This is a genomic window from Kribbella sp. NPDC051620 (assembly GCF_044453825.1).
Classification (GTDB): domain Bacteria; phylum Actinomycetota; class Actinomycetes; order Propionibacteriales; family Kribbellaceae; genus Kribbella.
The window spans coordinates 336,990-359,424 of sequence record NZ_JBITDB010000006.1 but is presented as its reverse complement, the minus strand read 5'-3'; the positions used below and the strand labels follow the sequence as shown (position 1 = coordinate 359,424).

22 protein-coding genes are annotated in these 22,435 nt (G+C 67.6%); 19 read left to right on the top strand and 3 right to left on the bottom strand.

The genetic code is table 11. From position 1 onward, the window contains the following. The first annotated feature begins 1 nt into the window (after nt 1). From ACIA12_RS31310 to ACIA12_RS31295, 4 genes are read left to right on the top strand one after another with little or no spacing between them, the layout of a single operon-like run. Complete coding sequence (locus ACIA12_RS31310; RefSeq protein WP_396370791.1) at nt 2-1,207, top strand: type II secretion system F family protein; 1,206 nt, start codon at nt 2-4, stop codon at nt 1,205-1,207. Further along, on the top strand, nt 1,207-1,671 hold the full coding sequence (locus ACIA12_RS31305) for a prepilin-type N-terminal cleavage/methylation domain-containing protein (protein WP_396370790.1): 465 nt from the start codon (nt 1,207-1,209) through the stop codon (nt 1,669-1,671). The genes ACIA12_RS31310 and ACIA12_RS31305 overlap by 1 nt, the downstream gene beginning before the upstream one ends. Continuing rightward, nucleotides 1,662-2,303 carry a type II secretion system protein J gene (locus ACIA12_RS31300; RefSeq protein WP_396370789.1) on the top strand — a complete coding sequence of 214 codons (642 nt, stop codon included), beginning with the start codon at nt 1,662-1,664 and terminating at the stop codon, nt 2,301-2,303. Before ACIA12_RS31305 ends, ACIA12_RS31300 begins: the two co-directional genes overlap by 10 nt. Continuing rightward, entirely contained in the window at nt 2,300-4,402 is a 2,103-nt protein-coding gene (locus ACIA12_RS31295) for a hypothetical protein (protein ID WP_396370788.1), read from the top strand. The genes ACIA12_RS31300 and ACIA12_RS31295 overlap by 4 nt, the downstream gene beginning before the upstream one ends. Nucleotides 4,403-4,412: 10 nt before the next feature. On the opposite strand, the gene ACIA12_RS31290 is transcribed toward ACIA12_RS31295, so the two are convergent. Further along, on the bottom strand, nt 4,413-5,144 hold the full coding sequence (locus ACIA12_RS31290; protein WP_396370787.1) for a prepilin peptidase: 732 nt from the start codon (nt 5,142-5,144) through the stop codon (nt 4,413-4,415). Nucleotides 5,145-5,320: 176 nt separating this feature from the next. On the opposite strand from ACIA12_RS31290, the gene ACIA12_RS31285 reads away from it, so the two are divergent. The 10 genes from ACIA12_RS31285 to ACIA12_RS31240 all read left to right on the top strand — a co-directional run bounded on the left by ACIA12_RS31285 (nt 5,321) and on the right by ACIA12_RS31240 (nt 14,883). Then, nucleotides 5,321-5,974: a response regulator gene (locus ACIA12_RS31285; protein ID WP_396370785.1), complete on the top strand. Its 654-nt coding sequence runs from the start codon at nt 5,321-5,323 to the stop codon at nt 5,972-5,974. 258 nt (nt 5,975-6,232) lie between these two features. Beyond that, the gene (locus ACIA12_RS31280; protein WP_396370783.1) at nt 6,233-6,658 is read left to right on the top strand and encodes a type II secretion system protein; all 426 of its coding nucleotides are present in this window, start codon (nt 6,233-6,235) and stop codon (nt 6,656-6,658) included. A gap of 237 nt (nt 6,659-6,895) precedes the next feature. Beyond that, complete coding sequence (locus ACIA12_RS31275; RefSeq protein WP_396370781.1) at nt 6,896-7,990, top strand: type IV pilus twitching motility protein PilT; 1,095 nt, start codon at nt 6,896-6,898, stop codon at nt 7,988-7,990. Continuing rightward, complete coding sequence (locus ACIA12_RS31270) at nt 7,987-9,312, top strand: GspE/PulE family protein (protein WP_396370780.1); 1,326 nt, start codon at nt 7,987-7,989, stop codon at nt 9,310-9,312. Before ACIA12_RS31275 ends, ACIA12_RS31270 begins: the two co-directional genes overlap by 4 nt. Continuing rightward, nucleotides 9,309-10,514: a type II secretion system F family protein gene (locus tag ACIA12_RS31265; protein ID WP_396370779.1), complete on the top strand. Its 1,206-nt coding sequence runs from the start codon at nt 9,309-9,311 to the stop codon at nt 10,512-10,514. The genes ACIA12_RS31270 and ACIA12_RS31265 overlap by 4 nt, the downstream gene beginning before the upstream one ends. After that, nucleotides 10,514-10,951, top strand: a complete 438-nt coding sequence (locus ACIA12_RS31260) for a type II secretion system protein (RefSeq protein WP_396370778.1) — start codon at nt 10,514-10,516, stop codon at nt 10,949-10,951. Before ACIA12_RS31265 ends, ACIA12_RS31260 begins: the two co-directional genes overlap by 1 nt. Next, on the top strand, nt 10,942-11,574 hold the full coding sequence (locus tag ACIA12_RS31255) for a type II secretion system protein J (protein ID WP_396370777.1): 633 nt from the start codon (nt 10,942-10,944) through the stop codon (nt 11,572-11,574). Before ACIA12_RS31260 ends, ACIA12_RS31255 begins: the two co-directional genes overlap by 10 nt. 32 nt (nt 11,575-11,606) lie before the next feature. Continuing rightward, the gene (locus ACIA12_RS31250) at nt 11,607-13,556 is read left to right on the top strand and encodes a hypothetical protein (RefSeq protein WP_396370776.1); all 1,950 of its coding nucleotides are present in this window, start codon (nt 11,607-11,609) and stop codon (nt 13,554-13,556) included. A gap of 53 nt (nt 13,557-13,609) precedes the next feature. Further along, nucleotides 13,610-14,248, top strand: a complete 639-nt coding sequence (locus tag ACIA12_RS31245) for a response regulator (protein WP_396370775.1) — start codon at nt 13,610-13,612, stop codon at nt 14,246-14,248. A 23-nt stretch (nt 14,249-14,271) separates the two neighbouring features. Then, nucleotides 14,272-14,883: a DUF2064 domain-containing protein gene (locus tag ACIA12_RS31240; protein WP_396370774.1), complete on the top strand. Its 612-nt coding sequence runs from the start codon at nt 14,272-14,274 to the stop codon at nt 14,881-14,883. Nucleotides 14,884-15,047: 164 nt separating this feature from the next. On the opposite strand, the gene ACIA12_RS31235 is transcribed toward ACIA12_RS31240, so the two are convergent. Together ACIA12_RS31235 and ACIA12_RS31230 are read right to left on the bottom strand one after the other, a co-directional pair. Further along, nucleotides 15,048-15,581: an NUDIX hydrolase gene (locus ACIA12_RS31235; RefSeq protein ID WP_396370773.1), complete on the bottom strand. Its 534-nt coding sequence runs from the start codon at nt 15,579-15,581 to the stop codon at nt 15,048-15,050. Continuing rightward, nucleotides 15,578-16,885 carry a zinc-dependent metalloprotease gene (locus tag ACIA12_RS31230; RefSeq protein ID WP_396370772.1) on the bottom strand — a complete coding sequence of 436 codons (1,308 nt, stop codon included), beginning with the start codon at nt 16,883-16,885 and terminating at the stop codon, nt 15,578-15,580. The genes ACIA12_RS31235 and ACIA12_RS31230 overlap by 4 nt, the downstream gene beginning before the upstream one ends. Before the next feature lie 159 nt (nt 16,886-17,044). Here ACIA12_RS31230 and ACIA12_RS31225 point away from each other — a divergent pair, with 159 nt between their 5' ends. Genes ACIA12_RS31225 through ACIA12_RS31205 form a run of 5 tightly spaced genes read left to right on the top strand, consistent with a single transcriptional unit; the run spans nt 17,045 to nt 22,336 of the window. Then, nucleotides 17,045-17,470: a molybdenum cofactor biosynthesis protein MoaE gene (locus ACIA12_RS31225; RefSeq protein WP_396370771.1), complete on the top strand. Its 426-nt coding sequence runs from the start codon at nt 17,045-17,047 to the stop codon at nt 17,468-17,470. 30 nt (nt 17,471-17,500) lie between these two features. Further along, the gene (locus tag ACIA12_RS31220) at nt 17,501-17,740 is read left to right on the top strand and encodes a hypothetical protein (RefSeq protein ID WP_396370770.1); all 240 of its coding nucleotides are present in this window, start codon (nt 17,501-17,503) and stop codon (nt 17,738-17,740) included. Continuing rightward, the gene (locus tag ACIA12_RS31215) at nt 17,737-18,774 is read left to right on the top strand and encodes a PDZ domain-containing protein (RefSeq protein ID WP_396370769.1); all 1,038 of its coding nucleotides are present in this window, start codon (nt 17,737-17,739) and stop codon (nt 18,772-18,774) included. The genes ACIA12_RS31220 and ACIA12_RS31215 overlap by 4 nt, the downstream gene beginning before the upstream one ends. Then, the gene (locus ACIA12_RS31210) at nt 18,762-19,370 is read left to right on the top strand and encodes a PPA1309 family protein (protein ID WP_396370768.1); all 609 of its coding nucleotides are present in this window, start codon (nt 18,762-18,764) and stop codon (nt 19,368-19,370) included. Before ACIA12_RS31215 ends, ACIA12_RS31210 begins: the two co-directional genes overlap by 13 nt. Next, nucleotides 19,367-22,336 carry a UPF0182 family protein gene (locus tag ACIA12_RS31205; protein WP_396370766.1) on the top strand — a complete coding sequence of 990 codons (2,970 nt, stop codon included), beginning with the start codon at nt 19,367-19,369 and terminating at the stop codon, nt 22,334-22,336. Before ACIA12_RS31210 ends, ACIA12_RS31205 begins: the two co-directional genes overlap by 4 nt. Nucleotides 22,337-22,435: the final 99 nt, after the last annotated feature.

The window sequence follows — 22,435 nt, the reverse complement described above, 5'->3', positions numbered from 1 at the left end:
GATGACCAGATTCGCGTACGTCGCCGTCGCGCCCGACGGACAGCCCGCCAAGGGGATCACCAAGGCGGACACCCGTGAAGAGGCCGAGCTCGCCCTGTACGAGCGGGAGCTGCGCGACATCCGGGTGACCGAGAAACCGGGGGTGCTCCAGCTGGAGATCACCGCCCGGCGGGTCAAGCGCGAGGAGGTCATGCACCTGTCCCGCCAGCTCGGCGCGTTCATCAAGGCGGGCCTGCCGCTGATCGACGCCGTCCACAGCCTTGGCCAGGAGGCCGACAACAACTCCGTCCGCCGGATGATGGCCGAGGTCGAGGAGGGGCTCCGCGGGGGTGAGAAGCTGTCGGACTGCTTCGACCGGCACCCCAAGATCTTCCCCGAGTTCTACCGGGGCATCCTGCGATCGGCGGAGCTCAGCGGGCAGCTGGACTCGGTACTGTCCCAGCTCGCGAAGTACCTGGAGCGCGATCTGGAGGCGCGCCGCAAGATCAAGCAGGCGATGATCTACCCGGCCATCGTGTCGCTCATGTCGCTGGTCACCGTCGTGGTGCTGGCGGCGTTCGTGCTGCCACGGTTCAAGGAGTTCTTCGCGAGTCTGCACGCCGAGCTGCCGCTGCCGACCCGGATGCTGCTCGCGTTCACCGACTTCATCACCGCTTGGTGGTGGGCCGTCGGTATCGCGGCGGCATCGGTGGCCCTGCTGCTGTTCGCGATCACCAGGAGCCATGGCGGCCGGTATGCCCGGGACAAGCTGTTCCTGAAGCTTCCGGTCCTCGGGGGAACCATCCAGTTCGCTCTGGTCGAACGGTTCTGCCGGATCCTCTCGTCGATGGTGGGCGCCGGCGTGCAGCTCCCCGAGGCGCTCCGGGTCGCGACCGGCTCGTTGCCGAACCTCGTCTTCCGGCGCGCGCTCGGCGGAGCCGGTGAGGCGCTGCTCGAGGGTGAAGGACTGGCCCGGCCGCTGGCCGCCACCGGCCTCTTCCCGACCACGGCTGCCCAGATGATGCGAGTCGGCGAGGACACCGGGACGCTCGACACCCAGCTCGAGGTCACGGCGGAGTACTACGAAGGTGAGCTCGACTACAAGCTGAAGAAGCTGATCGGGCTGTTCGAGCCGGCCGTCATCATCGTGATGGGAGTGGTCGTCGGCTTCGTCGCGGTCGCTCTGGTGTCCGCGATGTACGGCATCTTCCGTCAGGTCCAGGGCTGATGTCCGATCGGCACCGCGTGGCCGACGAGCGGGGGGAGACCCTGGTCGAGATGCTGCTGGCAGTTGCGATCATGGGCATCGCCGCGGTGGCGCTGATGGCCGGTCTGACCACCAGCGTGCTGATGTCTGACGTGCACCGCAAGCAGTCGACCGCCGGCACCACTGTCCGCGACTACGCCGAGGCGCTCCAGAATTATGTTGCTGACGGCCACTATGTCGACAGCTGCGCCTCGCCCGCGCCGTATGCTCTCGGGTCCTTCGCGGATCCGGCCGGCTTCCAGCACTCGGTCGTCGCGGGGTCGATCCGGTACTGGGACGGTACGGCTTGGCAGTCGGCCTGCGGCACCGACAAGGGGTTGCAGAAGCTGACCGTCAAGGTGGCCAGCGCCGACGGCCGGGCGAGCGAGCAGCTGGTCGTAGTACTGCGAAAGCCTTGTGGACTGGGGGAAGACCTATGTGGCTGAGAGACCGGACGCGCTCCGAAGACGGCTTCACCCTGGTCGAACTGCTGGTGGCAATCGTCATCCTCGGCATCATCACGGTGCCGTTGTCCGGCACCGTCGTGAGTGCCCTGAAGAACACCGGCAGGACTCAGGACCGGATGACCCTGTCGCACGACGCGCAGCTCAGTTCGTCGTACTTCGCCCGTGACGTCGCCGCCGTCGGTATCCGCGACTACGACCATGTCAGCGGCAACTCCCTGCCCTTCAAGCCATCAGTCCAGCTCGACGCCGCCTACAACCAAGGTGGCTACACCTGCGGAACTGCTGGTACGCCGGTCGCGGCCCTGCGGCTGTTGTCCGATGCCTGGGATCCGGCGGACTCGATGACGACTCCGAAGACGGTTGTCGTCGCCTACTACCTGAAGACGGTTGCCGGTGGCATCGAATTGCATCGGCTGAAGTGCCCGGGCAGCGACACGCCGGCCGACGTCGTGGTTGCCCACAATGTGAAGCCCAGCAGCATCACGGTGACCTGCTCGTCGGCCTGCGAGGCAGCGGACGTGCCGGACAAGATCACCCTTCGCCTGGTGGCGACGAAACCATCGGTCGGCGACTATCCGATCACCCTCGACGGCCAGCGGAGGCAGTCATGAAAGGCCGATCTCGCGCCCGCTCCGAAGAGGGCGCGGCGCTGGTCCTGGTGATGATCCTGGTCACCGTGATCGCTCTCGGGCTGGCCGCGCTGCTGACCAGATCGGACACCGGTCTGCGGGCGACGGTCGGGCTGCGTGACCAGGCGGCCGCGACGTACAACGCGGACGGCGCGCTGCAGGCGTCGATCAACAACCTGCGCAACAGCACCTACAACGACGCCGCCGGCCAGAAGTGCTTCGGCGCCTCGAACACCCTGGAGCTGAAGAACTTCTATCCTCCTGCGGTGCAGACGGTCCCGCCGACGCCTGCCGACTCCGCAGCGGTGATCTGCTCTGCGGACCCGAAGAAGGTCCTGATCCAGTGCCCGTCGCTGTCGCAGTGCAACCGGCCGGGCAACGCCATCCTGACACTCGGCAAGGTCAGCGGCGAGGACGGCCTGAACATCCGCCAGAACACCGGATCGACCTTCCGGGTCCGCGGCAACGTGTTCTCCAACTCGAACATCAACGTCGTCAACGGCACCCTGAACACCAACGCCTCGACCTGGGCCCGGACAACCTGCAGCGGCACGATCCAGAGCACGCCGGCACCATCCTGCAACTACGGCAGTACACCGAACGTTCTCGGCGACGACCCCAACTACTCGCCTTCGGCAACGGATCCGCCGGTGCATCGTGACCTGCCGGCCTGTACGACACAGAACTCGGTGGTGACGTTCTTGCCCGGCACCTACGATGACGTGGCCGGGCTGAACGCCATGATGAAGGGCAACAGCTCGTGCAAGAACAGCACCTGGTGGTTCAAGCCGGGCGTCTACTACTTCGACTTCCGCAACACCGGTGTGAACGCCAACCCTCTGCTGGCTTCCCCGGGCAGTGACGGCAACGTCTGGTCGATCGACGACGGCTATCTGGTCGCAGGTACGCCGGTCAACGGGGCCGGCGCCATCATCGCCAGCCCGCCGGTACCGGCCTCGATCCCGGGATCCTGCGACAACCCGATCAAGAACGCGAGCGCCGTCGGCGTCCAGTTCATCTTCGGCGCGGACAGCCGATTGGCGATCAAGACCGGACAGGCCGAGATCTGCGGGACGTACCGGGTGGACAAGGCTCCGGTCGCCATCTACGGACTCAAGTCCGGTGCCGACACCACTACGACCTGGACCGGCGCCAACGCCTTGAGTATGACCGCCGTCGACACGGCGGGCCTCTTCACGACCCCGGGCAACGTCGTCAAGCCCGACGGCCAGCTCGCGACGTGGACGAAACCCTCGAACAGCAACCAGACCAGCGCGCTGACAGTCAGCGGGTACCCGCCCACGACTGCGATCCCGGCCGGGTCGGTGCTCAAGTCGGCCAAGTTGGTCGCCGTCCACGGGAACTCCGCCGGGGTATTGGGCGACAGACGCTCGATCCAGGTCTCACCCACCGGCGGGACCACGATCAATGTCTCGCTGCCCGACGTCGGCGACACCGCCATGCACACCGATGTGATCGACCTCTTCCAGTCCGGCACCGGGACGTTCGCCAACCTGGTCACCAAGGGCACGTTCTCGGGTGCCAAGATCAGCTACTCGGCGACCGTCGGGCATCCCGGGATCGAGCGGGTCGACTCACTTCAGCTGGAGCTCACCTTCGTCCCACCGGCCTTCCGCGGCAGCAGTGGTTGTGTCACCAATACGCCGTACACAGGCGGCGGTGAGGCCGCGCCCAACTGCTCGCTGGTGACGGCGGTCAACAGCGCCGGCAACCAGTTCTACGTCCAGGGCACCACGTACGCGCCGAAGGCGGCGCTCGACATCACCCTCAACAACGCGGCCGAGCAGGTCTTCCGGTTCGGGGTCATTTCGCGGTCGCTTTGGGTCAGAGAGACCGGCAGCTTCTCGTACGCAGGTGTGGTGATCGAGGTTCCGGACGACTCGCCGGGGTTCGTCTTCAGCATGTACCTGTCGGTCTACATCTGCCCGAAGTCACCGACCTGTACCCCGGCAGGCTCGCCTGTACTGCGCTCCAAGGTCGCCCTGGTGGACAGCGATCCCACCACTCCACACGCGGGAGCGCGACAGGTGACGATCCTGAGCTGGTCGCGACCGGGGTGAATCGAAACGCTCAGACGAAGAAGATCGCGAGCAGGGCGCCCGCGATCATGAACGGGCCGAACGGCAAGACGGTCTTCTGTCCGGCGCGTCCGACGGCTATCGCTGCCACACCGAGCACGAAGCCGGTGAATCCGCCGATCAGCAAGCTGGACCAGGACAGGTAGGCCAGTACTCCGCCCAGCAGGCCGGCCAGTTTGACGTCGCCCCGGCCCGTGGCCGCCGGCGCGATCAGCACCAAGAGCAGGAAGAAGCCGGCCAGGGCGGCTGCTCCGAGGCCGGCCCTTGCCAGCGGCCACCATTCGTGTTGCCAGGCTGCCGAGGCCGTCAGCAGGACCGCGATCACCGGGTACGACGGCAGCACGATCGCGTTCGGCAGTACTCGCAGTTCCAGGTCGATCAGCGCGAGCGCGATTCCCGCCCCCGCGAACCACAGGTACGCCGGGAGCGCCGGGAGCAGGTCGAGTCGGTCGAGACGCCAGGCGAGGGCGGCGAACAGCAGGCCCGTCGCGAGTTCCACGAGGGGGTACCGGACGCTGATCGGCGTACCGCAGTCCGCGCAGCGGCCGCGCAGGATCAGCCAGCCGACGACCGGAAGGTTGTGCCGGGAGCGGATCGGATTGCCGCATTGCGGACAGCGTGAGGCCGGCCGGACGACGGACTCGTGGCGTGGAACCCGGTGGATCACGACGTTCAGGAAGGAGCCCACGGCGACCCCCAGCAGCAAGGCGAGCGCGGGGATCATCGCCGGTTCGCCTCCTTGGGCAACGGGTCACACGATCGAGGGGTCAAGCGGTTGAAAGCACCTCTCCCAACGTCGTAACAATTGGTGTACGTTCAACGATCAAGGTTACAGAAGGTAATTTTTATCGTCACTTGTCGCCAATTTGTCACGGAACGTTATATCAGCGGGGGGACCGCATGACAGATTCGATCGGCGTTGCCGTCATCGACGGACACACGCTAACCCGGTACGGCCTGGTGACCCTGGTGGGCTCGGCCGAGGACATCCGGATGGTGGGGGAGTGCGGTTCGGCCGCGGAGGCTGCCGCCCTGGTCGCGAGTACAGAACCCGACGTGGTAGTGCTCGACGTCGCGCTGCCGGACGGCGACGGGCTGCGCGTCGCCCGTGAGCTGAGGGATCGCTATCCCGAACTCGGCCTCGTGTTGCTCACCTCCAACACCGAGGACGACGTGCTCTTCCGCGCCCTGGAGACAGGTGTGTCGGCGTTCGTCTGCAAGACGGCGCCCAACGCGGAGGTGCTCGCCGCGATCCGGCACGCGTCGGTGGCCGCGGCGTCCTTCACGGCCACCGGTCTCGCGCTCGCTCTGGGCCGCCGCGCGACCCGGCCTACCGGGCTCGTGCTCAGCCCGCGCGAGCGGGAGGTGCTGTTCTTGCTGGCGGACGGAAAGTCCGTGCCGGCCATCGCCCGCTCGATGTATGTCAGCCCCTCGACAGCCAAGACCTACGTGGCCCGGCTCTACGAGAAGCTCGGCGCCTGCAATCGTGCCCAGGCGATCATGTCCGCGCTGCGACTCGGCCTGATCGAGCAGAACCTCTCAGTGCCGGCCTGACCGGTGCCTGTCGGCTGAACGGCCGACAGGGCGTCGGGTGAGTGGCCAGGGGAGTCGGGCGTTCACCCGCTGTGACGCGGGCCTTGCAGAGGCGAGTGTTTGACGCGGCAGCAAAGCGGCATCTGGGGGGCCAGCGTCGGCTTCGCGCGCCGGGGTCCAGGGGTCGGACCGTCGGTACGCCGGTCGGTCCGTCGCGCGCTGTCGCGCCTGGAAGACCCTGCCTCCGTCGCCTGCCGGAGCATTCGCAAAGGAAGCACCATGGAACACCGCCTTCGGGCCGCCGTGCCGGCCGCCCGAACCGTCCACCGCGCCTCGAACCACCGACCCGCCCGCCGCCGAGCCCGAGAGCTGACGCAGCGGAAGAGCGAATCCGGTTTCACCCTGATCGAGCTGCTGATCGTGATCGTCATCCTCGGTGTGCTGTCCGGCATCGTGGTGTTCGCCGTCAGCGGGATCCAGGATCGTGGCAACGCTGCCGCATGCAAGACCGACAAGAAGACCACGCTGGTCGCCGTGGAGGCGTTCTACGCCAAGAACGGCACCTACCCGGCGGCTGGTGACGCCGGCTGGCTCCAGCTGACCGTGGGGGTAGACCAGCTGCTGCGCGACCGGCCCGCCGGTACCGGCTACACGATCACCCTCGGCGCCAACGGCCTGGTCACCGCGACCGGAGCCTGTACCTGATCGATATTCCGCCCCTCCCCGCGCACCTCACGGCGCGGCGGCGGGTGGACCGGCTCGGAGGAGAGCCGGTCCACCCGTTGAGGGAGCGCACCGCAGTACCGCCACCCGAGAAAGCCGGCGACCCGGACCGTCGTACCGGATCGCCATCGGTCTACCGGTTGTCCTCGCAACCGGTAGACCACCTCGGTGAGGCGGTCCCCCGATCGATCCGACGGTACCGATCCGCAAAGGGATTCGATGAAAGTTCCCGCGCCAGGCAGCCGGGTGGACCTGCTGCTCGAAGAACTCTGGAACGCCGGCGGCACCGACCTGCTGCTGACGGTGGGGATGGCGCCGCAGTTGCGCGTCCACGGAGTACTGCGTCCGGTCGCCGACCGCACCCCGCTGACCCGGACCGACACCGACAACCTGCTCGCCGAGATGCTCAACCCACACCGGTCGAACGTCTGGCAGACCACGTACGAGCACGACTTCTCGTTCTCCTGGCGGCAGAGCGCCCGGATCAGAGCGAACGCCTTCACCCAGCGCGGCGACACTGCCCTGGCGCTGCGGATCATCCCGCGCAGCATCCCGACCATGTCGGAGCTCGGCCTGCCGTCGGCGGTCGGCAAGTTCGCCCAGTTGCACCAGGGGCTGGTCCTGGTCACCGGCCCGACCGGTTCGGGCAAGTCGACGACGCTCGCCTCGGTGATCCACCAGATCAACACCGACCGGGCCTGTCACATCATCACCATCGAGGACCCGATCGAGTACGTGCACGAGCATCGCCGCTCGGCGGTCAACCAGCGCGAAGTCGGCAGTGACACGGCATCGTTCCCGGATGCCCTGCGCGCCGCGCTGCGGGAGGACCCGGATGTCCTGCTGGTTGGCGAGATGCGCGATCTGGAATCGATCCGGTTCGCGTTGACGATCGCCGAGACCGGTCACCTCGTCTTCGCCACCCTGCACACCAACGACACCGCGCAATCGCTGGCCCGGATCATCGACGTCTTCCCAGCCGAGCAGCAGTCGCAGGTACGGGTCCAGCTGAGCGCCGCGCTGAGCGGGGTCGTGTACCAGCGCCTGATCCCGCGGACGGGCGGCGGCATGGTCGCCGCGTTCGAGGTGATGATCGCCAACGCGGGTATCCGCAACCTGATCAAGGAAGGCAAGACGCACCAACTGCGCAACGCGCTCGTCACCGGCCGCCGCGAAGGCATGATCACGCTCGAGCAGTCGCTGTCAGCACTGCTCCAGGCCGGCGACATCTCGTACGCCGACGCCGTCTCGCGCTGCGCGTATCCCAAAGAGCTCGAAGTCCGGCCGAGGACAGGAGTGGGTCTCACACCATGAAGCATCGCGGACGGGGAACCGCGCCTCTGGCGCAGGTGGCCGCAGACAACCAGTATCCGGAGCAGAACGCGCTCGCCGGTGTCGCCGAGCGGGTGAAAGCGTTCCAGGCAAGGCATCTGACGCCGGATGACGTCGCTGTCGAGAACGAGGACGCGCCGGTCGTCCAAGTGGTCCAGCTGATCATCACGCAGGGCCTGCGCGACAGGGCCTCCGACATCCACATCGAGCCGCACGACGACCGGGTGCGGGTGAGGTACCGGGTGGACGGCGCGCTGCGGGACAAGATCGAGCTGCCGGGCGCGATCGGGCCGGCCGTGGTCAGCCGGATCAAGGTGCTCGCCGACCTCAACATCATCGAGCGCCGCCGCTCACAGGACGGCCAGATCCGGATGCGGATCGAGGAGCGCGACGTCGACATCCGCGTCTCCACCACGGCCGTGGTCGGCGGCGAGAAGGTGGTACTGCGCTTGCTCGACAAGAGCCGGCCGCTGTTCCGGTTGGAGCAACTGGGGATGCCGCCGGAGTTGGCCGAGCGGTACTCGACGCTGCTGCGTACGCCGTACGGGATGGTCATCTGCGCCGGGCCGACCGGGAGCGGCAAGACGACCACGCTCTACGGCTCGCTGAGCGAGATCGACACCCCCGAGCGCAACATCATGACGATCGAGGATCCAGTCGAGTACTCGTACGCCTCGATCAACCAGATCCAGATCAATGAGGCCGCCGGGATCACCTTCGCCACCGGGTTGAAGTCGATCCTGCGGCAGGACCCCGACGTGATCCTGGTCGGCGAGATGCGCGACGCCGAGACGGCCCGGATCGCCGTACAGTCCGCGCTCACCGGGCATTTCGTGCTGTCGTCGGTGCACGCGACCGACACCGCGACGGCGCTGCATCGCCTGCTGGACATGGGAATCGAGACGTTCCTGGTCGCCTCGTCGGTGAGTGCGGTGATCTCGCAGCGGTTGATCCGGCGGATCTGCGTCAACTGCCGCTCGTACTACGAACCGCCCGCGCCGGAGGTCGCGTTTCTGCGAAGTACCGGCGTGGCCGTCCCGTTGGGTGGGCTGGTCCGTGGCGCCGGCTGCGAGCAATGTGCCGGGACCGGCTACCTGGAACGGACCGGCGTGTACGAGTTGATGCCGGTCACCGACGCAATCCGCGAGCTGGTGGTCGAACGTGCGCCGCTCGCCGAGATCCGCAAGACCGCAAGCTACGAAGGGATGCGGACCCTGCAGGAGGAAGGCGCGCGGCTGGTCCAGGCCGGCGTCACGACCGTCGCCGAAGTGGTCCGCTCGATCTACACGGTGGGGATGCAATGACGCGGTACTCGTATGTCGCGGTCGAACCCGGCGGCAGGACCAAGCACGGTACGACGCGCGCCGACACCCGCGAGGACGCCGAACTGGCCCTCTACGAGCGCGAACTGCGCAACATCCGGCTGACCGAGAAGCCTGGGCTGCTGAAGATCGAGCTCACCGCCAAGCGGGTCAAACGCGAGGAGGTGATGCACCTGACCAGGCAGCTCGGCGCGTTCGTGTCGGCCGGGATGCCGTTGACCGAGTCGGTGCACAGCCTTGGGCGCGAGTCGGACAACCTGACCGTGCGGCGGATGATGTACGAGGTCGAGGACGGGCTGCGCGACGGGGAGAAGCTGTCGGACTGTTTCGACCGGCATCCGCGGATCTTTCCGGAGTACTACCGCGGGATCCTGCGGTCGGCCGAGCTGAGTGGCCGGCTCGACACCGTGCTGGCGCAGCTCGCGCGGTATCTGGAGCGCGATCTGGAGGCGCGCCGGCGGATCAAACAGGCGTTGATCTATCCGTCGGTGGTTGCCGGGATGTCGCTGGTGACGATGGTGGTGCTGGCCGGGTTCGTGCTGCCCCGGTTCAAGGAGTTCTTCAACAGCCTGGGCGCCGAGTTGCCGCTGCCGACGCGGATCCTGATGGGGATCACGGACTTCCTCACCCAGTACTGGTGGTTGCTGATGATCGGCGCGGGGCTGGTGATCCTGACCTTGGTTTATGTGCTGAGCACACCGCCTGGCCGTTACCTGCGGGATCGGGTGTTCCTGGCGTTGCCCGTGATCGGGGCGACGGTTCGCTTCGCTTTGGTGGAGCGGTTCTGCCGGATCCTTTCGTCGATGGTGGCTGCGGGGGTGCAGCTGCCGCAGGCTTTGCGGATCGCTACCGGGTCGTTGCCGAACCGGGTGTTTCGGCGGGCGCTGGCCGGGGTGATGGCGTCGATGCTTGCTGGGGAGGGGTTGGCACGGCCGTTGGCTTCGACGGGGTTGTTCCCTGGTACCGCTGCGCAGATGCTGCGGGTAGGGGAGGAGACGGGGACGCTGGATCGGCAGTTGGAGGTGACGGCGCAGTACTACGAAGGCGAGCTCGACCACAAGCTGAAGAAGCTCATCGGGCTGTTCGAGCCGGCGGTCATCATTGTGATGGGCGTCATCGTCGGCTTCGTCGCGATCGCGTTGGTATCGGCGATGTACGGCGTCTTCCGGCAGGTGCAGGGCTGATGCGCGGACAACGGGGCGAGAGTCTGCTCGAGTTGGTGGTGGCGATCGCGCTGATGGGGGTGGCGATCGTGGCGGTGATGTCCGGGCTGACGACGACGGTGTTGCTGTCCGACGTCCAGCGCAAGGAGGCGACGGCGGCTTCGACGGTGCGCAACTACGCCGAGGCGCTTCAGCAATATGTTGCTGACGGCCACTATGTTGCCTGTGCCGGGACCTACGCAGTACCGGGCTTCGTGCCGCCCACCGGCTTCACCGCCCGGATCGTCCCCGGCTCCGTCCTGTACTGGACGGGCGCGCTGTGGCTGCCGCTCTGTCTCCCCGACCGTGGCGTCCAGAAGTTGCGGGTCAGGGTGGACAGTACGGACGGCCGGGCATCGGAGTACCTGGATGTCGTACTCCGGAAGCCTTGTGGGGTGGATGATCCGCCGTGCGCCTGAGGCATGATGAGCAGGGCTTCACCTTGATCGAGTTGTTGATCACGATCGCGTTGATGGGTGTGGTCGGACTCGCCCTGTCCGACCTGGTCATCAGTGCGCTCAAGGAGATGAGCGCGACCTCCGATCGGCTCGACGTGTCGCAGGACGAGCAACTGGGCGCTGTCTACTTCGCGCGAGACGTTGCGGCGTTCGGGGTGCGGGACTACGGCGCGGCGATCGGTGGGGGATCCCTGCCGTTCAAGCCGTCGCTCCAGCTGGAGGCGGCCGATGACGCCGGCGGCACGACCTGCGGCCCGGTACCCGTCTCGGCCCTTCGCCTGCTCTCGGATAGCTGGGATTTGTCAGTTGTCCCACCTGTACGCCGTACCGCCGTGGTCGCGTACTACCTCAAGCCCGTCGACGGGTTGCTCGAGCTGCATCGAGCGAGGTGTGTCGGTTCAAGCACTCCGTCGTCAGATGTCCGGCTGTCCGGCAGCGTCAAACCCGGGAGCGTGTCCGTGAGCTGCTCGACACCGTGTACCGCGGTAATCGCGCCTCTGTCGGTGACACTGCGGTACACCGCGACCAAACCGTCCAGCGGCGACCAGGTCGTTGTCCTGAGCGGCCTGCGGAGACAGTCATGAGGCGCCGCGACGAGCGCGGGTCCTCTCTGCTCATGGTGCTCGTAGTGATCACTGTGGTGGCTCTGGCGTTGTCTGCACTCCTGACGAGGTCCGACGCGGCGCAGAAGGTGACAGCGAGCCTGCGGAAGGACGCAGCCTCGTCGTACACGGCAGACGGCGCCATGCAGGCGGCGATCAACAACCTCCGGAACAGCACCTACAACGGTAACCCCGGCCAGCACTGCTTCGGTCTCTCGGACACCCTGTCGCTACTGGCCTTCGACGGCCTCAATCCGGTCGCAGTGAAGTGCCAACCGGATCCCAAGCAGGCCGTAGTCCAGTGCCAGACCACCTCCGACTGCAACCGCCCGGACAACGCCATCCTCGCCCTCAGCACCATCCCCGGCGAGACAGCGATCTCCGTAGCTCAGCCGGCAGCCTCCACCTTCCGCATCCACGGCAAGGTCTTCTCCAACTCCAGCATCGACGTCACCGCCGGCACCCTGTCAGCCAGCGGCACCCTCTCAGCCCGAGGCCTCTGCTCCACCGGCGTCCTAGCCCCCCTCTGCGGCCTAGGCGGCACCACCCAGTCGGCCCCTGCCTACGACCCCGCAGTGGTGGCTGTCCCCGCCCACCGCTCCCCACCGCCCTGCACCACCCCCGACTCCTTGGTCACCTTCACCCCCGGCTACTACGACGACGCAAACGCCCTAACCCAGATGATGGCCACCACTAGCCCCTGCCACCACAGCACCTGGTGGTTCAAACCAGGCACCTACTACTTCGACTTCCACAACACCACCAACCCGCTGCTAACCGGCACCAACACCTGGACCATGGCAGCAGGAACCCTCGTAGCCGGCACCCCTGTGAACCCGGCCGGAGCCGCCCTCCCCGCCCCGCCGGTGCCAGCCTCAATCCCCGGCGCCTGCGCGTCCCCCACTTCCTCCGGCGGCGCAGCCGCCGGAGTGCAGTTCATCTTCGGTGGGAATAGCCGACTGGCTGTTGACGGTGGGAAGGCCGAGCTCTGCGGCACCTACTCCGCCAGCGAGCCGCCTATCGCGGTCTACGGGCTCACCAGTGGGTCGGAGGCTGTCAGCAGCGATGTCCTCAAGCCGACTGCGGTCAGCTTGCTCAGCAACTTCGGGTTGTCGGCGACACCGGGGCGCCTAGGTGTGGCGGATGGAGTTGCGGCTACCTGGAAGAGCACGGTGGTGAGTGAGAGCGCCGGACTCACCTTGAGCGGCTACAACCCGGCCGGGGCGATCCCAATCGGCTCCGTGCTCGAATCTGCCGACTTGAAGATCACCCACCGGCACAGCGACCCGCTGACGACCGACAAGCTCGACCTCTCGGTCGACGTCGGCCCGGGCACCCCGATCACCGCATCGGCGACCGGCCGGCCAGGCGGATCGGCGTACGGAGTGACAACGATTCCACTCGACGCCTCGCGAACCGGCCAACTGGCCCGCGCGATCTACGGCGGCACGTTCACCAACGCCTCGATCGCGCTCACCGCCGGCCTCACCGCCAAGGACGACACCGAAGACATCGATGCAATCCAGATCGAGCTCAGCTACCGGGAACCCTCGTTCCGCAAGGGAAACGGCTGCGTGACCGACGGCCCGTATCCGACGACCGGCTGCGCGCTGATCTCCGGCAACGTTGCCGTCAACGGCACGATCTACGCCCCCGAGGCCGCGCTCGACCTCACCTCGACCGGCGGAAATCACCCGCTGGTCGAAGCCGGTGTGGTGATTCGTGCTTTGCGGGTTTCGATAACGGGAAGTCTCACTGGTGTGGCGATCGATTTGCCGGACGTTTCACCCGGGTTCACCTTCGGGCTGCACCTGTCCGTCTATCTGTGCCCGGGCGCGCTGCTCTGCGTGCCGAGCGGGCGACCGGCACTGCAAGCCAAGATCGGGCTCGTCGACGCCGATCCCTCGTCGCCCGATGCCGGGCGGCGGAAGGTGACCGTGCTCGGCTGGTGGCGGCCCGGCTGATGGGGGTTCTGACGAAGTCGTGGGCGCATTCGGTGGCCGGGGGAGAAGAAGCAATGAGTGAGCAGGTCAAGGTCGTCGTCGTGGACGGCCACACGCTGGTCAGGTTCGGCCTGACCGGACTGGCCGGGCAGGAGCCGGACCTGGAGATCGTCGGCGCGACCGGCCTCGGCGCGGAGGCGATGGCGATCGTGGCGACCACCAGGCCCGACGTACTGGTCCTCGACTCCGTACTGCCGGACGTCGACGGCCTCAAGGTCGCCCGCGAGATCCGTGACCAGTACTCCGAGCTCGGCATCGTCCTGCTCGCCTCCGACGGTCAGGACGCCGTCCTCTTCCAAGCGCTCGAGTCAGGAGTCTCCGCCTTCGTCACCAACACGGCACCCATCGAGGAAGTGCTCGCAGCAATCCGCCACGCAGCAGTGGCCGCCACCAGCTTCACCGCGACCGGGCTTGCTCCAGCGATGGCCAGGCGCGACCAACCCCAGGCCCCGCCTCTCCTGAGCCCCCGAGAGGCCGAGGTGCTCACGCTGCTCGGCCAGGGGCTCTCAGTACGGGCGATCGCAGCCTCGCTCTGCGTCAGCCTCTCGACGGCGAAGACCTACGTAGCGCGGCTCTACGAGAAGCTCGGCGCCTCCAACCGGGCGCAGGCGATCATGAACGCCCTCAAGCGCGGCCTGCTCGAGTCGTCCTAGCCCCGGAGAGCTACTCTCAGCCGGTGGATGACCGGCGCGTAGTCGTACTAGTCGTTCCGGCAGCCGGTACCTGGGCACCGCCGGGGCGCACGGCCGACGCTTGGCGGTTGGCGCTGGCGGAGGACACGTACGAAGTACTGGCCTCCCTCGATCGCGTAGACGTCGCAGTAGCCGTGGTGGGCGGAGATGACGCTGCACTAGCTGGGGTAGCAGCGCTCACTTGGCCTGGTACTCCCGTGTACTCCGTCGACCCCACGCGGCCCGTGCTGGACGCAGTGGAGCAGGCCGGCCCCGCAGCGGCGGTGGTAGCGGTCAGTTTCGACGTACCGGATCTCCCCGGGCTCCTGATCGGCAAGCTGTTCCGCGCGCTCGGCTCGGCCGACCTGGCCGTGACTCCTGCAGAGGATGGCTCGCTCGCCGCGATCGGAGTCAAGCTCCCGACGGCCTCCTGGGTCATGGACGCCGCACCGACCTTCGACACTCCGCTGGCTGAGCTGGAGAGCCTCAAGCCCCGCCGCCACGCGATCGGCATCGGCCCGGGTTGGCACCGTCTGCGGTCGAATGCTGACCTAGCGCGACTGGATCCGGGCCTCGAAGGCTGGGACGCCACCAGATCTCTACTCCGAGGTGCTTGAGCCGTCACCTTCTGGCGGTTGGCTCGTTTCTCCAAGCAGCGGGGACATGGGGGATTTCCACGGGGACCTAGTGGCCGTCGTCGCAACCGACTGTCGGTGCCGTTCAGGGGCGGTGCTACCGGCAGCCGGGGGAGGGGGGAGCGACGACGGCCCACGCCCTGAACTCAGGCGTGGGCCCGGCGCACCAGGTCGGAAACAGCCTGGTCGAGGTCCGCGGGGAGCTCCTCGACACCGAACCACGCCAGATCGTGCGACTCCTCACTCACCACGTAGGTCGTTCCCGCCGCAGCCGTCACCCGGAACTGGACATCAAGGTGGAAGGTGCCCTTGCAACCACCCGCCGTGATCTCATGCCGGGACAGCTGCAGCGGCACCGGATCGATCCGCAACCCGGTCAGTCCCGACTCCTCGGTCGCCTCCCGTAGCGCGGCACCCGACAATGTCGTGTCACCCGGTTCGCAGTGCCCACCGAGCTGCAGCCAGCGGTTGACCACCCCGTGCAGGGTCAGCAACACCCTCGGCGCGGACGGATCCACCACCAAGGCGCTGGCTGTCAGATGTTCCGGACGCGAGGACCGCCACATCCCGTCCTCATGCCCGGCCAGGTACTTCAGATAGTGCTCCCGCAGCTCCGCCTGCTCGGCATCCGGTGGATCCCAGCCGGTCAGTACTGCGGTCGCATCAGCATGCAAGCTCACTTGTCGTCGGGACCCGAGCCGCCCTTGTCCGGGGAAGCTCCGCCGTCGTCCTCACCCAGGAAGTCGGAGATGTCGATGTCGGCCAGCTCGCCCGCGTGCTGGGCGAACCCGATCGGGTCGTCCAGGTCGGACGCGCTCGGCAGCAGATCCGGGTGCGACCACAGCTCGTCGCGCCCATCGACCCCACGGGCATCGCGTACTGCGGCCCACAGGTTCGCCGCGTCCCGCAGTCGCCGGGGCCGGAGCTGCAGCCCGACCAGGGTGGCGAAGGTCTGCTCCGCCGGACCCCCAGCCGCGCGACGCCGGCGTACGGTCTCAGCAAGCTGTACTGCGGAAGGCATCCGGTCCTTCGTCGCCTCGCGGACGACATCGTCGACCCAGCCCTCGACCAGCGCCAGTGCCGTCTCGAGCCGGACCAGTGCCGCCTTCTGCGCCTCGGAGTCCTCTGGCTCGAACAGGCCGCCCTGCAGAGCTTCCTGGATCGCCTCAGGGTTCTGCGGGTCGATCTCGGACATCGCGCGCTCGATCTTGCCGCTGTCGACCTCGATCCCCGACGCGTAGTCGGCCACCGCGGCGAACAGGTGCTGGCGCAGCCACGGCACCCCGGCGAACAGCCGCTGGTGCGCACACTCGCGCAGGGCCAGGTACAGGCGGACGTCCTCGTCCGTGAGGCCCAGACCCTCGGCGAACTTCGCCACGTTGTCCGGAATCAGCACTGCCTGTCCGGCCGGGCCGAGCGGCAGACCGATGTCGGAGGAGCTGACCACCTCGCCGGCGAGCTCGCCCAGGGCCTGTCCGACCTGGGCGCCGAAGATCGAGCCACCCAGTTGCCGGAGCATGCCGCCCATCGGCCCGGCCAACTGCGCAGCCTCGGCTGGTAGAGCGCCACCCATCGCACCGGCGACGTGCTCGGCGACTGGGTCGACGACCGTCTGCCAGACCGGCAGGGTGTTCTCGACCCACTCAGCCCGGCTCCAGGCCGCTGACGTGGCCGATGCCTCGGGCAGCGTGGTCGCGGGGTCGAGCCAGTGCTCGGCCAGCCGGACCGCGTCGGCGACCCGCTCGCTGTCGCTGGGCGTGATGGACCGGTCCCCGGCCGCGGAGACGGTCTTGCGGGCGATGTCCTTGGCCAGGTCCCAGTTCACCGGCTTGCCGTCGCCCGAACCGCTGAGCAACTGCTGGACCTGCGCGAAGATCGCGTTCAGGTCCATGCCAGCGCCACCCGGGCCGGCCGCGCCGGAGAACTGCTGGAACATGGCCTCGAACGGAGTTCCCTTGAACGGGTTGTCCGGTTCGTCGCTCATCGGAGTGGGCCTTCCTGTGCAGGTGGGGCGTACTACTCCAACGTACTGGTTCCCCGGTTCCGTTCCTCCAGAGGCGAACGGATTACCGTAGTTACACACTGCACGCGCTGGGTGCGACCGTGTAGACAGTATGGTGCGCGCAGAGAGTGAGGACCGATCATGACCGAGACCATCAGGCTGCTGGACATCCGCGAGACGCCCTTGTCCAGCGACGAGGTGCTGGCCGCGATCGCCGACCCCACCGCCGGCGGTACGGCGCTGTTCCTCGGTACCGTCCGCAACCACGACCACGACCTCGCGGTCGACGAGCTGACCTACGAGGCCCACCCGGACGCGCTCAAACATCTTCGCGTGGTCGCCGACCGGGTCTGCGAGAACCCGGCTGTGACCGCGCTGGCGGCCGTGCACCGTACCGGCCGGCTGGCCGTCGGAGACATCGCCGTCATCGTCGCGGTGGCCGCCGCGCACCGCGATGTCGCCTTCGCCGCCTGCCGTCAGCTGATCGACGAGCTGAAGGCGGAGGTCCCGATTTGGAAACAGCAACGCTTCGCCGACGGTGCGAGCGAGTGGGTCGGCGCTTGCTGACCCGTACGCTGGGCGCATGAAGGTGGCCGGATGAAGGTCTTGGCGTGGCTGGCGTTCCCGCTGGTCGCCACCGCGCTGGCGATGTGCTGGGCGGCTTGGCGCGGACGGAGTCGCGGTCCCCGCCGGTCTGCGGGCGCCTTCGCGTCCGTGGAGGACTTCCGCCGCTTCACCGAGGCGGTGGCCGCACCGAGTCCTCGATCCACCCCAGAGCCGCGCCGCGGGCTGCGCGGTCTCTTCCGGAAACTCAAGATCGCAGGGCAGGGTTCGTGACACGTCGTACCGCCACGCTGGTCACCTCGATCGTCGTGCTCCTCCTCACGCTCGGACTGGTCACCGTCTTCCCGGTGCCGTTCGTCTCCTTCAGCCCCGGGCCGGTGAAGAACACGCTGGGCGAGGCGAAGGGCAAGCCGGTGATCGAGATCACCGGCCACGAGACCTTCCCGACCACCGGCGAGCTGGACCTCACCACCGTGAGCGTCACCTCGCCGGACCGTGAGCTGACCCTGCCGCAGGCGATGCGCAACTGGCTCGACCCGCACCACGACCTGTTCCCGCGCGACATCATCTATCCGCCGGAGCAGAGCGCCGACGAGGTCGAGCAGCAGAACACCGCCGAGATGACCGGCTCGCAGGACAGCGCCGTCGCGGCCGCGCTGCAAGAGGCCGGCGTGCCGTTCAAGCCGAAGGTCTCGACGGTCTCGGACAAGAGCCCGGCCGACGGCAAGCTGAAGCCCGGCGACATCGTGCTGAAGGTCGACGGCACCACGCCGACACAGGTCCCGCAGGTCGGCGAGCTGGTCCGCAAGCACAAGGTCGGCCAGGACGTCAGCTTCCTGATCAGCCGCGGCGGCAAGGAGCAGACCGTCGTGGTGAAGACTGCCGCCACCCCGGGCGAGAAGACCCGGCCGATGGTCGGCATCACGATCGGTGTCGACTCGCCGGTCAAGGTGACGGTGAACCTCGGCCAGGACATCGGCGGACCCAGCGCCGGTACGGCGTTCGCGCTGGCCATCTACGACAAGCTGACCGACGGGGACCTGCTGGCCGGCAAGCACATCGCCGGTACCGGCACCATCGACGCACTCGGCCAGGTCGGCGCGATCGGCGGCATCCAGCAGAAGATCGCCGGCGCCAAGAACGACGGCGCGACCGTCTTCCTGGTCCCGGAACCGAACTGCGAAGCCGCCCTGCACGCCGATGTGGACGGCATCCGCCTGGTGAAGATCACCACCCTGCACGAGGCGATCGGCGCATTGAAAGCACTGGCCAGTGGAACTGGAGACGTCCCGGCATGCACGAAGTAGGTCCTGACAGCACCATCCCCTCGGACGCGCTCGGCCGGGCGGTGATCGAGATCGAGCGGCATGTCAGCAGCGGGGGCTGGGATCAGCCGGCGCAGCTGTTCGCGCTGGTCCCGACCGCTGAGCTGCTCGCCGCTGAGCCGCAGCTGGCTGCCGAGCTGGGCGCCGACGACGCGTCCCAGCCGTTCACTCCGGTCGCTCAGGGCGAGCTGCCGGGTGGGGACGACGAGCACCTGGCCGACGCGCTGGCCCGGATCGAATGGCCGGACGGCGTGAGCGGTTGTGCCGTCGCAGTCGAGCGGATTGTGTTGCCGGCGTCGACCGAGTCGGGCGCTGACTCCGATGCCGAACTGGCCCGCCTGGCGGGGTCTGATCCGCGGCGTCACGAAGTACGGATGGTGGCCGCGGTCCTGCGGGACGGGGACCGGTTCGGCGCCGTCCGGTTGCGCACCCACGACGAGGACAGCGCGGTACTCACCGGCGTCGACTTGGTCCCTACGCTTTGCCAAGTACTGTCATTGACATTCGAGCCGACGACCGCGGGTAGTCCTGGCTCTGTGCTCGGCGGTACGAGTGACAACGAGGAGAAGCTGCCATGAGTGACGGCGTCTACGACATGCCGGAGGAGCCGAGGCGGCGGCGCGCGCCCGGCCAGCGCCCGCGGGCTCTGCTGCCCACGATCGCCACCCTGATCGTGCTGCTCATCCTGTTCAGCGTCTTCACCGACGTCTGGACCCAGCGACTCTGGTTCCGCTCCCTCGACCTCGGCTCGGTGTTCAGCACCGTCCTCGGTACCAGGGTGCTGCTGTTCTTCGTGGTCGGCCTGCTGATGGCCGGCGCCGTCGTGGCGAACGTGATCGTCGCCTTCCGGACCCGGCCACGGGTCGCCCTCGCGCCCTCGCCCAGCCCGGGCTTCGAGCGGTACGGCGACCTGCTGCAGCAGCGCGGCAAGATCGCCATCGGCGTGCTCGCCACGCTGATGCTGGTCTTCGGCGGCTCGGCCGCGTCGGGGGAGTGGAAGGTCTTCCTGGCCTGGCGGAACCGGACCTCGTTCGGTGTCACCGACAAGCACTTCGGCAAGGACATCTCGTTCTTCGTCTTCGACTACCCGTGGCTGCGCGTCCTGCTCGGCTTCGGCTACTCGATCGTCCTGCTCTCGCTCGTCGCCGCGATCATCACGCACTACCTGTACGGCGGCTTCCGCCCGTCGGCGAAGGGGCAGAAGGCCTCCGGTGCTGCGCAGGTGCAGTTCTCGGTCCTGCTCGGCCTGCTGGTGCTGCTGAAGGCGTTCAGCTACTGGCTCGACCGCTTCGGGCTGGCCACCTCCGACAGCAGGCTCTTCACCGGTATCTCCTACACAGGTGACAACGCGGTCCTGCCCAGCAAAGAGATCCTGGCCGTCATCGCGGTGCTCTGTGCCGGGCTCTTCTTCGCGAACGTGGTGCGCAAGACCTGGCTGCTGCCGGGCGTCGGCACCGTAGTACTGGTCCTGTCGGCGATCCTGCTCGGCGCCCTGTGGCCGGCTGCACTGCAGCAGTTGCGGGTCCGCCCGAGCGAGCCGGTGAAGGAAGCTTCGTACATCACCAAGAACATCGAGGCGACCCGCCAGGCCTATGGCCTGGAGAAGACCAAGATCATCAACTACGAGGCGAAGACGCAGGCCACGTCCGAGCAGCTCGTCGCCGACGCCGGTGTCCTGCCGGGCATCCGGCTGATCGACCCGAGCGTCGTCGGGCCGACCTTCGAGCAACTGCAGCAGGTCCGCGGCTTCTACGCCTTCCCGACGGACCTGGACGTCGACCGGTACAAGATCGGCAAGGAGACCCGCGACACCGTGATCGCGGTCCGCGAGGTCGAGATCGACCGGCTGCCGGCCGGCCAGCGCAACTGGAACAACGACCACACCGTCTACACCCACGGCTACGGCGTCGTCGCCGCGAACGGCAACCAGCGCAAGTCGGACGGTACGCCGGTCTGGTCGGAGCAGGACCTGCCCCCGGTGGGGTCGCTGGGTGACTACGAGCCGCGGATCTACTTCGGCGAGCAGTCCCCAAACTACTCGATCGTCGGTGGCGCCAAGGGCTCCTCGGCGGTCGAGCTGGACACTCCGGAGGGCAAGGACGGCGGCCCGCCCACCCTGAACACGTACGAGGGCAAGGGCGGCGTCTCGCTCGGCTCATTCGGCAACAAGTTGCTCTACGCCACCAAGTTCCGGGACGCGAACATCCTGCTGTCCAGCCGGGTGAACAGCGACTCCAAGATCCTGTACGACCGCAGCCCGCGCGAGCGGGTCCAGAAGGCCGCACCGTGGCTGACCCTGGACGGTGACCCGTACCCGGCCATCGTCGACGGCCAGGTGGTATGGATCGTCGACGGCTACACGACGTCGGGCAACTACCCGTACTCGCAGAAGGTCGCGCTGGACGACAGCACCCGCGACACCACCACGGGCCGCGGCACGGTCGCCTCGCAGCCGAGCGAGGAGATCAATTACATCCGCAACTCGGTCAAGGCCGTCGTGAACGCGTACGACGGTTCGGTCGACCTGTACGCCTGGGACGAGAGCGACCCGCTGCTGAAGACCTGGATGAAGGCCTTCCCGAACACGGTCAAGCCGCGCTCGGACATCTCGCCCGCGCTGATGTCGCACCTGCGCTACCCCGAGGACATGTTCAAGGTGCAGCGCGACCTGCTCGCGAAGTACCACGTCACGGACTCCACCACCTGGTACCAGAACAGCGACCTGTGGCGGGTGCCGGCCGACCCGACCGTCAGCCCCAGCGGTTCGGACTCGCCGACGCCGGACCAGCCGCCGTTCTACCTGTCGCTGCGGATGCCGGACCAGACCGAGACGAAGTTCTCGCTGACCTCGGTCTACGTGCCGAACGCCAACCGGGAGAACCTGACCGGCTTCCTGGCTGTCGACGCGGAGGCATCCTCACCGGACTACGGCCAGTTCCGGATCCTCAAACTGCCCGGCAACGTGCAGATCCCGGGCCCGGGTCAGGTCGCGAACAAGTTCCAGACCGACGAAACGATCAGACAGGCGTTGCTGCCGTTCACCCAGGGCACCAGCGGGGCCAGAGCCCAGTTCGGCAACCTGCTGACCCTGCCACTGGGTGGTGGTCTGCTCTATGTGCAGCCGGTCTACTCGACCCGGACCAGCGGTCAGGGCAGCTATCCGGTACTGCGGTACGTGCTGGTCGGATTCGGGGATCGCGTTGCCTTCGGCACGACTCTGAAGGAAGCCCTGGACAAGGTCTTCAACGCCGACGTCGACACCGGCGAGCAGCCACCGGGTGAGAACCCGACGACCCCACCGGCCAACCAGACGCTGAAGCAGGCCCTGGCAGAGGCGCAGACCGCCTGGGCCGCGGCCCAGACAGCCCTCAAGGCCGGAAACCTGGGCGAGTACCAGAAGCAGCTCGACCTCGTGAAGACAGCCCTCGACCGAGCAGTAGCAGCCGGCAACGCCGCCCCGACCACCCCACCGACGACCAAGCCCTCCGGCACACCGTCCACCCCAACAACTCCAACCAGCCCCCCAACCTCCCCAACAGGCTGACAAAGCACTTCTGATCCGGGCGGCGACACCTCAGGTGTCGCCGCCCGGATCTGCTTTGTCCACAGGCAACCAACTCACTCCGGGATCCGCGCAAACCTG